General features: G+C 70.0%; 8 protein-coding genes and 1 pseudogene. 8 read left to right on the top strand and 1 reads right to left on the bottom strand.

Annotated elements, in window-relative coordinates:
• The 4 genes and pseudogenes from VAE46_RS07285 to VAE46_RS07270 form a co-directional block, all read left to right on the top strand.
• Nucleotides 1-189: pseudogene (locus VAE46_RS07285) on the top strand (low specificity L-threonine aldolase); the annotation flags it as partial.
• Nucleotides 189-962, top strand: coding sequence for a DUF3108 domain-containing protein (locus VAE46_RS07280; protein ID WP_322796261.1), 774 nt, complete (start codon nt 189-191; stop codon nt 960-962). The pseudogene VAE46_RS07285 and the gene VAE46_RS07280, both read left to right, overlap by 1 nt.
• A gap of 216 nt (nt 963-1178) precedes the next feature.
• Nucleotides 1179-1853 (top strand): response regulator transcription factor, encoded by a 675-nt coding sequence (locus VAE46_RS07275; protein WP_322796260.1) that lies wholly within the window; start codon nt 1179-1181, stop codon nt 1851-1853.
• A gap of 29 nt (nt 1854-1882) precedes the next feature.
• Nucleotides 1883-2920 carry an LLM class F420-dependent oxidoreductase gene (locus tag VAE46_RS07270; RefSeq protein ID WP_322796259.1) on the top strand — a complete coding sequence of 346 codons (1038 nt, stop codon included), beginning with the start codon at nt 1883-1885 and terminating at the stop codon, nt 2918-2920.
• A 7-nt stretch (nt 2921-2927) separates the two neighbouring features.
• Here VAE46_RS07270 and cofH read toward each other — a convergent pair whose 3' ends face one another.
• On the bottom strand, nt 2928-5387 hold the full coding sequence (cofH, locus tag VAE46_RS07265; protein WP_322796258.1) for a 5-amino-6-(D-ribitylamino)uracil--L-tyrosine 4-hydroxyphenyl transferase CofH: 2460 nt from the start codon (nt 5385-5387) through the stop codon (nt 2928-2930).
• 95 nt (nt 5388-5482) lie between these two features.
• Between cofH and VAE46_RS07260 the strand changes: the two genes are divergently transcribed.
• The 4 genes from VAE46_RS07260 to VAE46_RS07245 all read left to right on the top strand — a co-directional run.
• Nucleotides 5483-5950 (top strand): helix-turn-helix domain-containing protein, encoded by a 468-nt coding sequence (locus tag VAE46_RS07260; RefSeq protein ID WP_322796257.1) that lies wholly within the window; start codon nt 5483-5485, stop codon nt 5948-5950.
• Nucleotides 5947-6402 (top strand): hypothetical protein, encoded by a 456-nt coding sequence (locus VAE46_RS07255; protein WP_322796256.1) that lies wholly within the window; start codon nt 5947-5949, stop codon nt 6400-6402. The genes VAE46_RS07260 and VAE46_RS07255 overlap by 4 nt, the downstream gene beginning before the upstream one ends.
• Nucleotides 6403-6444: 42 nt before the next feature.
• Nucleotides 6445-10887: a DEAD/DEAH box helicase gene (locus tag VAE46_RS07250; RefSeq protein WP_322796255.1), complete on the top strand. Its 4443-nt coding sequence runs from the start codon at nt 6445-6447 to the stop codon at nt 10885-10887.
• The coding region (locus VAE46_RS07245; protein ID WP_322796254.1) for a DNA-formamidopyrimidine glycosylase family protein at nt 10874-11571 on the top strand (698 nt) is incomplete at its 3' end. The genes VAE46_RS07250 and VAE46_RS07245, both read left to right, overlap by 14 nt.

The following is an 11571-nucleotide window of genomic DNA, read 5'->3' as shown; positions in this document are numbered from 1 at the left end:
ATCGTGATTCTCGAGGTGCTGCGCGGGTCGGTCGCCGGGTGGCTGGCCGCATTCGAACGGGCGGGCGTGTTGGCCGTGGCCTTCGGTCCGCGCCAGATCCGCATGGTCACGCACCTCGATGTCGACCGCGAGGCCATCGACGAGGCCCTCGCCCGCATCTCACGAACCGTTGGAGCGCTACCCGCCTGATGAACCGCTTCTCCCGAACGATTGCCCTCACCGTCGCAGCGGCCGGGCTGCTGCTTACCGCCTGCACCGGCAGCGAGGAGGTCGCCGCCGAGCGCGTCTTTCTCGGGCCCCCGTGGACCGGCCCGGAGCGGCTTGCGTACGACCTGCTCGCCAGCGGCCGCGAACCGTACGGGCGCTGCGAACTGGTCACGGAGCCCGAATTCGAGCCGGGCAAGGTGCGCCTCAGCCGGCTGTGCAGCGACGAGCCCGGCCCGCATCGTGATGACGGCATCGTGGTCGCGGATGCGCAGACACTCGAACCGCTGACCTCGCAGCGCGTGCAGACCGACGCCGAGGAGAACCGCCGCCTTTCGTTTACTGCGACCTACGAGCCGCCGGTCGTGAACTTCGAGGCCGACGACAACGGCAAGCTGCGCCGCACGTCGCGCGACCTCCCCGAGCCGACGGAGGAGAACGCGGACCCGGCCTTCTACGACGATGAGTCGCTGCTCTGGCTGGTGCGCGGCATCGAATTGCGGACAGGCTACAAGGCCACGTTCCGCAACGTCTCGGCAGCGACTGGTGCGGTGTTCAACGTGACGCTGACCGCGCAGGGCGAGGAGGAGGTCGAGGTGCCGGCCGGGACGTTCCGCACGATGAAAATCCGCATCGAAACCTCGACGATCACGCAGTTTGCGTGGGTCGAGCTGGAGGCGCCCCACCGCATCATCAAGGCCCGGATTCACGGGCTCCAGGACGTCGATTACCTGCTGGTGGGCGAAGCCGAACCCTAACGAAAGCAAGCAGGACCTCGCGGCGCGTGCGGCGGTATGCTCCGACGCACCTTAACGTCGGCACGCCCCTGGCGACGGGGCTGCACAGCCCGCCCGGGACCGCCCGGGGCAACTCGGTTGTTCACAGGGGTGACCCGGCTTGACACCGCGACTGTCCGCTCCGATGATGCGCCATCCCCACCTTTACCCGACTGACCGTCCAGTCAATCAGCGCCCATGACATCCGTTTTCGTCATCAGTCGCGAACCGCGGACGCGTGCCGCCATCACCGGCTACCTCCGGGAGCGGCGGTACGACACCGGCACCGCTGCCAGCTACGACCAGGCGATGGAAACGCTGGCTGGCCGCTGGTTCGACGCAGTTATCGTCGATGTGCAGGGGCTGCCCCGCGGCGAGGAAGGAACCTCGTTCGCACAATTCAACCACTGGCTGGCGTCGACGTTTCATCAGCGGGCACCCGCAATGGTCTACCTGCTCCACAAGGGGGCCCGGAGGCCGCATTTCCGGATCGAAGGGGCAGTCATCCGGAAGCCGTTTCCCATGGAAGCGGTTGGGGAGGCCATCCGGGAGCTGGTTGGCATGCCGGGCCGGGACGGCCGCGACCACGGTCTCGACCTGGACCTCGCGTCGAACACCCTCCGCTACGGGGAACGGCAGGTGCATCTCACCAACATCGAGGCCACCCTGCTGGCATACTTGATGGAGCACGAAGGCGAGATCCTCCACCCGCGGAGCCTGCTGGTCGACGTCTGGCAGTATCACGACGCTGCCGGCGCCAGTACGTTGGTTCGGGCGCATATGAGCAACCTCCGCCGAAAGCTGCGTGAGGTGACCGGCGCCAACGACCCGATTCAAACGGTCCGCGGCAAGGGCTACCGGTTCATCGCCTGAGTCGCATCATCGCTGGCTGAGGTACCGTGATGAAGCTGGGCATCAATATCGGCTACTCGGGCGCGACCATCTCGCTGCCGGTCGACTTCATTCGCCGGGCGGAGGAGCTGGGCTACGACAGCGTCTGGACGGCCGAGGCCTACGGCAGTGACGCGGTGACGCCGCTGGCCTACCTGGCGGCGCTCACGACGCGTATCCGGCTGGGCACCGCGGTCATGCAAATCCCGGCGCGCACCCCGGCAATGACTGCTATGTCGATGTCGACCCTGGATGCGCTCTCCGGCGGCCGCGTGATGGTGGGCCTCGGCCTGAGCGGCCCGCAGGTGGTTGAGGGCTGGCACGGCGTGCCCTACGGCAGGCCCGCCGCCCGGATGCGCGAATACGTGCAAATCCTGCGGAAAATCTGGGCGCGCGAGGAGCCGGTGACGTTCCAGGGGGAGGAGTACCGCCTGCCGTACGATGGCCTGGGCGCCACGGGCCTCGGCAAGCCGCTGAAGAGCATCCTGCACGGGCGCCAGCTGCCGGTGTACCTCGCGACGATGGGCCCGGTGAACATCCGCACAACGGCGGAGCTGGCGGACGGCTGGCTGCCCATCTGGTTCTCGCCGCGGCGCATGCACCTCTTCCGCCCCCATCTCGAAGAGGGGTTCCGGCGTGCCGGCAACGGCAAGTCGTGGAAGGATTTCGACATCGCGGCCGGCTGCACGGTGACCATCGGCGCCGACGTGAAGGCACTGCTCGATGCGCAGAAGCCGTTCCTCGCGCTCTACATCGGCGGTATGGGCGCGCGGGAGAAGAATTTCCATAACGAGATGGCCCAGCGATACGGCTACGGCGAGGCCGCGGCCCGCATCCAGGAGCTGTACCTCGCCGGGCGGAAGCAGGAGGCCGAAGCCGCCGTGCCCGATGAGCTGGCCGACGAGATGTCGCTCGTCGGGCCGCGCGAGCGCATCCGCGAGCGGTTCCGCGACTGGGTGGACGCCGGCGTGACCACCCTCCTGGTGCAGACGCGCCAGCCGGAGGCGCTCGAATTCATGGCCGAACTGGCCGGGCCGACCGAGGGCTAACCGAAGCTCAGCGAGCCGCGGCCGGCTGGTCCCGTCGTTCGTACTTGCGCACCGGCGTCAGGACGATTGGTGCCAGCGGGGGCGCGTTGAACGAGGCGATGACGCGCTCTTCGGGCACATGGCCGTAGGTGGTGGTGCGCTGGCGCGGGACGCGCCCCATGGCGCGGATGGTGCGCTCCATCTCTTCGGGCGGGAGCTCCTGCCCGAAGGCGGCCCCCGCGGCCCGGGAGATGCTCTCGTTCATGAGCGTGCCGCCCATGTCGTTGACGCCGGCGGCGAGGCAGGCCTTGACGCCTTCGACGCCCATCTTCACCCATGAGACCTGGATGTTCGTGATATACGGGTGCAGGGCCAGCCGGGCCACCGCGTGCATCAGGACCGCTTCGCGGAATGTGGGACCCGGCCGGGCGCGGCCCTTGAGGTAGATGGGCGCCTCCATATGCACGAAGGGCAGCGGAACGAACTCGGTGATGCCGCCGGTGCGCCGCTGGAGGTCGCGGAGCGCGACGAGATGGCGCGCCCAGTTCCGCGGGTGGTCGATGTGGCCGTACATGATGGTCGAGGTGGAGCGGAAGCCGACCCGGTGCGCCTCTTCGACGACGCGGAGCCACTCGGCGGTGCTCAGCTTATCCGGGCAGAGGGTGACGCGAACTTCGTCGTCCAGAACCTCGGCGGCAGTCCCGGGCAACGTTCCGAGGCCTGCCTCGAGAAGGCGCAGGAGGAACTCTCGGACGCCGATGCCCAGGGTGGCGGCGCCCTGCGAGACCTCGAGTGGCGAGAAGGCGTGGATGTGCAGGCTGGGCACCGCCTCCTTCACCGCGCGCAGGATGCGGAGGTAGGTCTCGCCGGTGTACTCGGGGTGGATGCCGCCCTGCATGCAGACTTCGGTGGCCCCGCGCTCCCAGGCCTCACGCGCCCGGCGGACGATTTCGTCGAGGTCGAGGTCGTAGGGAGTGCCGCGGAGGCTCTCGCTGAGCTTGCCCTTGGCGAAGGCGCAGAACTGGCAGCGGAAGTAACAGATGTTGGTGTAGTTGATGTTGCGGTTGACCACGTAGGTCACGGTGTCGCCGTTCACGGCCCGGCGCAGCTCATCCGCAGCCGCGCAGACGAGGTGGTAGTCGTCGCCACGGGCGTGGAAGAGGCGCTCGATTTGTGCTTCGGTGAGGTCGTTCCCGGCCTTCCGCCACGCCAGGATCTCTTCAACCTCGCGCGTTGAGGTCCTCACCGGGCGCTCCGGGTCGAGGCGCCGCGGGATGTCGACCGCCGGAGGGCTGACCGTCGCGTCCCCGGGCGACCAGGGGTCCATGCGCGCGAACCCTTCGGCGTCCATCGCGCGGATGACGGCGGTGCGCATGGCCGGGTCCTGCCAGCGCTCGGAATTGAAGGCATAGGCCGGATAGACGGGCAGCCGTTCGACGAGTACCTTGCCGCACTCGGCCGTGCGCTGGCGAAGTTGCTCGAGGTGGGGCCACGGGGCCTCGGGGTTGACGTGGTCGGGTGTCACCGGGGAAACCCCGCCCCAGTCGTTGAGGCCGGCTGCCACCAGGCGGGGATAATCGTCATAACTCAGATTCGGCGGTGCCTGGATGTTCATTTCCGACCCGAAAATCACCCGCGCGACGGCGATGGTCCACAGCAGGTCTTCGAGGTCGGGCTCAGGGGCGTTCGCCATCTTCGTATCGGGCTTGGCCCGGAAGTTCTGCACGATGACTTCCTGCAGGTGGCCGTATTCGCGGTGGAGGGAACGAAGAGCGAGCAGCGACGCGATGCGTTCCGCGCGGGTTTCGCCAATGCCGATGAGGATGCCGGAGGTGAACGGGACCTGCTGGCGGCCAGCCTCGGCGATCGTGGCGAGGCGGACCGATGGCCGCTTATCGGGAGAACCGTAGTGAACGGCGCCTTTTTCGGTGAATAGCCGCTCAGCGACGCTCTCGAGCATGATGCCCTGCGATACCGACACGCGTCGGAGCGCGGCAATCTCCTCGGCGGTCATCACCCCGGGGTTGGCGTGGGGGAGCAGCCCGGTCTCGCGGTAGACCAGTTCCGCCATGGCCGCCAGGTAGGCAATCGTCGAGGGGTAGCCCATCTCGTCGAGCTCCCTTCGCGCGACCCGGTAGCGGAGTTCGGGCTTATCGCCGAGGGTGAACAGGGCTTCGCGGCAGCCGGCGGCAGCGCCCGCCCGGGCGATCTCCAGCACCTCGTCCGGGGTCATGTAGGCGCGCTGGCCCGGCCGCGGCGGTTTGGCGAAGGTGCAGTAGTGACAGACGTCCCGGCACAGCTGGGTCAGCGGGATAAACACCTTGCGGGAGTACGAGATGACGTTCCGGTGCGCGCGGTCCCGCAGCTCGGCCGCCGCCTCGAGGAGGGGCTGCAGGTCCGTCTCTTCGGCGAGGGCGAGCGCTTCGCGGTCATCGGGCAGGCGACCATCGAGCGCAGCGCGGAGGATGGAGCGGGTCGAGTCGAGCATGGGGCGTCCCCGCGCGCTGATTCGGGGTAGCTTCAGGAATTGAACTTACCCCGTCGCGCGCGTAGCATAACGCAACCGACGCAGGGGGACCACCCATGTCCGACACCGTTCGCTGTCCCATCGCGTGGAGCCTGGGCCTTGTCGGCGATCACTGGACACTGCTCATCGTCCGCGACCTGCTGCGCGGGATTCGGCGGTTCAATCACCTGCGGGAATCGGTCGAAGGTGTGCCGCCGGCGGTGCTCTCGGCGCGGCTCCGCGCGCTGGAGGAGGCGGGGGTGGTCGAGCGTCGCCAGTACCAGGACCGGCCTGCCCGCTTCGAATACCGACTGACGCCCAAGGGGCACGCGCTCGGGGTGGTCGTCGGTGCGCTGGCCGATTGGGGCCAGCGCTACGGCGAGGCCGACCTTGCGCTGGTCGACGGGGAATGCGGGCACGGCATCAGCGTGGTGTACCACTGCCCTACTTGCGCACGTGAGGCGCCACGACGCCGGGTGCGCATCGTCGGGCGCCGGCCGGGCGGCTTGCCGGGCGCGGGGGCTGCGAGTACGCTGCCGGGGTGACTCAGCCCTCCCGCATCATCTACCTTCCGCCCGGGGTTGCAGCGGTGCCCGCTCCAGTCGCGCCCGCCAGTAACGGCATCCCGTTCGACCGGAACTTTTTCGAGAACGTCCTCCCGCAGGCGATTGCGTCGTTTTGCAGCCAGGTGAACTGCGAGGTTCCCGTAGTCGAGCTCACGACGGTCGACGGCGTGACGCACTATGTGAACGGCATCAGCGGAGTCGCCGATGCATGGGTGGCGCTGCAGACCGCCTCGCCGGACCATGAGCACCCGGTGCAGGTGTTCATCCCGTATCAGACCATCTTCCGGGTAGAGATTCATCCCGAGCACGATGCGCGGCGCCATCGCCTGGGGTTCCTCATGGCGCCGAGTGCCGGGTCACAGGCGACCAGGGCGGGAGGACGCGCACGGGCAAAACCAGCCGCCATTTCGACGCCGCAGGCGACCGACTAGCTCACATGTTCTGGTCGGCTGCGCCCTGGGAGAATAAAGGTCATGCCGGCTGCCGCCGAGGTCGAACCGCTCGCTCCGTTTAGCGCGGCCACCCGGGCATGGTTCCAATCGGCGTTCGCCGCGCCGACGGCGGCCCAAGCGCTCGGCTGGGCCGCCATCGCCAGCGGCGACCACACGCTCCTGCTGGCCCCCACCGGCTCGGGAAAGACGCTCGCCGCGTTTCTCTGGTGCCTCGACCGCCTCCTGGCGCGTCCGCCGCTGCCGCGCGACCGCCGCGGCAGAGTTACCCGGGCCGGCGTGAGCGTCGTCTACGTTTCGCCGCTCAAGGCGCTGTCGTACGACATCGAACGGAACCTGAGGGCGCCCTTGGCCGGGCTGCGCATCGCCGCCCTCCGTGAGGGTTTGCCTGAGCCGGACATCTCGGTCGGTGTACGCACCGGCGACACCCCGGCGCGGGAGCGGGATGCGCTCCGACGGGACCCGCCGGACATCCTCATCACGACGCCCGAATCGCTCTACCTGATGCTGACCTCGAGCGCCCGCTCCGGCCTGGCGTCGGTCGAGACGGTGATTATCGACGAGATTCACACCATGGCCGGAACCAAGCGCGGGGCGCACCTCGCGCTCAGCCTGGAGCGGCTGGATCGCCTCGCCGGTCGGGAATTCCAGCGCATCGGCCTCTCGGCCACGCAGCGCCCGCTCGAGGAGGTGGCCCGCTACCTCGGCGGCGACCGCCCGGTGCGTATCGTCGATGCCGGGCGCACCCGCCCGCTCGACCTGAAGGTAGCGGTGCCGCTGGATGACCTCACCCGGCCCGGCGAGTACCAGGGCCCGGTCCCGGAGAGCGAGCTGCTGCCCGAACAGCGCACTTCGATCTGGCCCGCGCTCTACGCGGAGATCCTCGGGCTGGTGCGCCAGCATCGGTCGACGCTCATCTTCGTGAACAACCGGCGGCTGGCGGAGCGGGTCGCCGCGCGGGTGAACGAGCTCGCCGGGGAGGAGCTTTTGCGGGCGCACCACGGCTCGGTGGCGCGCGAGCAGCGGGTTGACATCGAAGAACGGCTCAAGGCCGGTCAGCTTCCCGGGATCGTCTGCACGAGTTCGATGGAGCTCGGGATCGATATGGGCGCCGTCGACCTCGTCGTGCAGGTGGAATCGCCGAAGTCGGTTGCGGCCGGGCTCCAGCGCGTGGGGCGGGCAGGTCACCAGGTCGACGGGGTCAGCCGCGGGCGCATCTTTCCGAAGCACCGGGGCGACCTGCTCGAGTGCGCCGTGGTGACGCGGCTGATGCGCGAAGGGCAGATTGAAGCCACCCACGTGCCGATCAACCCGCTCGACGTGCTGGCGCAGCAGATTGTCGCGGCGTGCTCGGTCGAAGAGCTGAGTGTCGACGAACTGCTCGCGATGGCGCGAAGAACTGCCTCGTTCCAGTCGCTGAGCCGCGAACAGCTCGAGGGCGTGCTCGGCATGCTCGCCGGGGACTACCCGTCGGATGAGTTCGCGGAGCTGCGCCCGCGAATAACCTGGGATCGGGAGACCGGCCTTGTGGCGACGCGTTCCGATGCGCGGCGCATCGCCATTGCCAATGCCGGCACCATCCCCGACCGCGGCCTGTATGGCGTTTACCTTGGGGAGGGCGGCCCCCGCGTCGGGGAGCTCGATGAGGAGATGGTGTACGAGAGCCGCCCGGGAGAGACCTTCGTCCTCGGGGCTTCGACCTGGCGCATCGAGCAGATTACACGCGACAGCGTGATTGTCTCGCCCGCGCCCGGCGAGCCCGGCAAGATGCCCTTCTGGCGCGGCGACGGCGTTGGGCGCTCCGCCGAACTCGGCGAGGCGCTTGGCGCCTTCACCCGGGAGCTGCTCGCGCGAGGCAGCACAGAGGCGGCCCGGGCGTGGCTCCGCGAGCGTACCGACCTCGACGAGCGGGCCATACAGAACCTGCTCGACTACCTCGAAGAGGAGCGCGAGGCCACCGGGGCGGTGCCGACAGACCGGTGCATCGTGGTGGAGGAGTACCCGGACGAGCTCGGCGATTGGCGAGTGGTCATCCTTTCCCCGTACGGCGCCCGGGTGCATGCGCCCTGGGCCCTGGCGCTCGAGGCCCGGCTGATCGAGCGTTCCGGCTTCGATGCCCAGCTCATCTGGAGCGACGACGGCATCGCGGTCCGCTTCTCAGGCACCGAGCCGCCGCCCGCGAGCGAGCTGTTCCCCGAGCCGGAGGAGGTCGAGGACCTGCTGTTGGCCCGGCTCGGCGAGTCGGCGCTATTCGCGGGCCGGTTCCGGGAGAACGCCGCCCGCGCCCTCCTGCTGCCGCGTCGGCGCCCTGGAAGCCGCACGCCGCTCTGGCTCCAGCGACAGCGCTCGGCGAACCTGCTCGCGGTCGCGAGCAAGTACGGATCGTTTCCCATCGTGCTCGAAACGTACCGCGAGTGCCTGAAGGACGTATTCGACCTCCCGGCGCTTCAGCGGCTTCTCCAGCGCATCAGGTCGCGTGAGGTCGCCGTGCGGGAAGTGCGCACGCGCGACGCCTCGCCGTTCGCCCGGTCGCTGGTCTTCGATTACGTCGCGGCCTACATGTACGAAGGCGACACGCCCCTGGCGGAGCGGCGCGCGCAGGCGCTCACGCTCGACCGGGCGCTCCTGCGCGACCTCCTTGGCGATGCCGAGCTGCGCGAACTGCTCGAGCCGAAGGCTATCGAAGCTGTCGAACTCGAACTGCAGGGGCTGGCGGGTTCGCGCCGGCCGGCCGACGCCGACCGTCTGCACGACCTCCTCCGGCGGCTCGGCGACCTGACCGCCGACGAGGTCGCTGCTCGCGTGGACCCCCGGGCGGACGCCGCTGCCCTGCTCGACCAGCTCGCGCGGAGCGGGCGCGCCTGCGAGGTGCGCATCGGCGGCGAGCCACGCTGGATCCCGGCGGAAGATGCGGCGCACTACCGTGACGCCATCGGGGTGGCAATCCCGCAGGGGGTGCCCGGCGCGTTTGCACCGGCCGGGGACCGTCCGCTGACGTCGCTCGTGGCCCGCTACGCGCGGACCCACGCGCCCTTTGTCCCCGCCGACATCGCCCGGCGGTGGGACGTGCCCGAATCGCTGGTCGTCGAGACACTTCGCGAGCTGGAGGCCCAGGGGAAGGTTGTCCACGGCGAGTTCCGGCCGGGCGGCAAGGAGCGGGAGTGGTGCGATGCCGACGTCCTGCGCATGATTCGCCGGCGGTCGGTGGCGCGGTTTCGCCGCGAAGCCGAGCCGGTAAATGGTCCTGCCTACGCGCGCTTCCTGCTGCGCTGGCACGGCATCGCCGGGCGGCGGCGAGGTCTCGACGGGCTCCGCGAGGCGCTGGTGCAGCTCGAGGGGGTGCCGCTCCCGGCGTCTGTGCTCGAACGCGAAATCCTCCCGGCCCGGGTGGCGGACTACACCCCCGCGATGCTCGATGAACTCTGCGCGGCAGGGGAGGTTGCGTGGTTCGGCGCAGGCCGGCTCCGTGATGACGACGGCCGGGTGGTGCTTGCGGCGCGGGATCGCATCCCTCTCTTCCGGCAGTCCGACCCCGACGATGCGCTCACCCCGCTGGCCCGCGGGGTGGCGGAGGTGCTCGAGCGGCGCGGCGCGCTCTTCTTCGCCGATATCCTCGCCGCCACCGGCGCGCCAATGAGCGAGGCGCTGGAGGCGCTGTGGCAGCTCGCCTGGGCAGGCGTGGTGACCAACGACACGCTGGCGCCGCTGCGGGCGCTCCTTGCGGGAGGGAGGCGGCCGACGCCTGCGCCCGGGGGTCGGCTGCACCGCTTCCCACCGGAGTCGGCGGGGCGATGGTCGCTGGTGCCCGGTGGTGCCGATTCCACGCGCGCGGCCCACGCGCTGGCGGGCGGCCTGCTGGAGCGCTGGGGTGTGGTGACACGTGCATCGGTGAACGGTGAGGGGGTGCGCGGCGGCTTCGCCCGGCTGTATCCCGTGCTCCGCGCCATGGACGAAGCCGGCCGGGTGCGCCGCGGGTATTTCGTCGAAGGCCTGGGCGGGGCGCAGTTCGCGCTTCCCGGGGCCGTCGACCGCCTGCGTGCGGAACGGGACCCCGGCGACGAGCCCCTTGCCGTCGTGCTGGCAGCGACCGACCCGGCCCAGCCGTACGGTGCCGTGCTCCCGTGGCCGGCGGGTGCCGGGGATGACGGCCGGAAGGCGCCAGCACGCGTGGCGGGCTCCCGGGTGGTCCTCGTCGACGGTGAGCCCCTCCTGGTGGCGGAGCGCAGCGGCCGTGCCCTGATCACCTTCGCCGACCCGGAGCCCGGTGACCCGCGGTGGTCGGCCGCGCTCGCCGCGCTCACGGAGATGGCTTCGAAGGACAGGAGGGGCATGACCATCGAACGGGTCGACGGGCAACCGGCAGCCGAGTCGCCGCTGGCCCCGCTCCTGCTTGCGGTCGGCTTCGTGGGCGGCTACCGGGGGCTGGTGTACCGACCCGGCGGGAGGCCCGGCAGTGCCGGAAGGTGATGCCGTCTACCGGTACGCGCGGCGGATCGAGCAGGCCCTACTGGGGAAGCCGATTCGCGCCGCGAGGGCCCAGGGGCCGGGGCCGATGCCTCGAACCGATCGGATCGTCGGCGCGACCTGCACCAGCGTCTGGACCCACGGCAAGAACCTCGTGGTCGAGTTCGACAACGGGCTGGCGCTGCGGGGGCACCTGCGCATGTACGGGACCTGGCACGTGTACCGCCCGGGCGAGCCCTGGCGACGCCCGGCGCGCGAGGCCCGGCTGGTGCTGGAGGTCGATGGTGCGGTGGTGGTCAACTTCAGCGCGCCGGTGGTCGAGCTGCTGGAGGCCCGGGCGCTCGACGTCTACCGGCCGCTTGCCCGGCTCGGCCCCGACCTCCTGGATGACGGATTCGATGCCGACGAGGCGTTCCGCCGCCTGCGCGACCCGCTCCGCGCCGACCTGACGATCGGGGACGCCATTATGGACCAGTCGGTTATGGCCGGGGTGGGCAATATCTGGAAGCACGAGACGCTCTTCCGTTGCGGCATCTACCCATGGGACCGGGTGCGGGACCTGGACGATGCCACACTGCGGTCGATGATTGCGACGGCGCAGGAGCTGCTCCGGGCGAGCGCCGGGCTCGACGGGGCAGGCGGGCCCGCACGGCGGCCCACGCCCTACGTCTACCTGCGGGCCGGGCA

Source organism: Tepidiforma sp. (assembly GCF_034433535.1).
In the GTDB taxonomy this organism is placed as follows: domain Bacteria; phylum Chloroflexota; class Dehalococcoidia; order Tepidiformales; family Tepidiformaceae; genus Tepidiforma.
This window is presented reverse-complemented; position numbering and strand designations above follow the sequence as displayed.

Bases quoted from the DNA above. Each gene is read 5' to 3' on its own strand.
- VAE46_RS07280 (WP_322796261.1), top strand. From the start codon at position 189: ATGAACCGCTTCTCCCGAACGATTGCCCTCACCGTCGCAGCGGCCGGG.
- VAE46_RS07275 (WP_322796260.1), top strand. From the start codon at position 1,179: ATGACATCCGTTTTCGTCATCAGTCGCGAACCGCGGACGCGTGCCGCC.
- VAE46_RS07270 (WP_322796259.1), top strand. From the start codon at position 1,883: ATGAAGCTGGGCATCAATATCGGCTACTCGGGCGCGACCATCTCGCTG.
- cofH (WP_322796258.1), bottom strand. From the start codon at position 5,387: ATGCTCGACTCGACCCGCTCCATCCTCCGCGCTGCGCTCGATGGTCGC.
- VAE46_RS07260 (WP_322796257.1), top strand. From the start codon at position 5,483: ATGTCCGACACCGTTCGCTGTCCCATCGCGTGGAGCCTGGGCCTTGTC.
- VAE46_RS07250 (WP_322796255.1), top strand. From the start codon at position 6,445: ATGCCGGCTGCCGCCGAGGTCGAACCGCTCGCTCCGTTTAGCGCGGCC.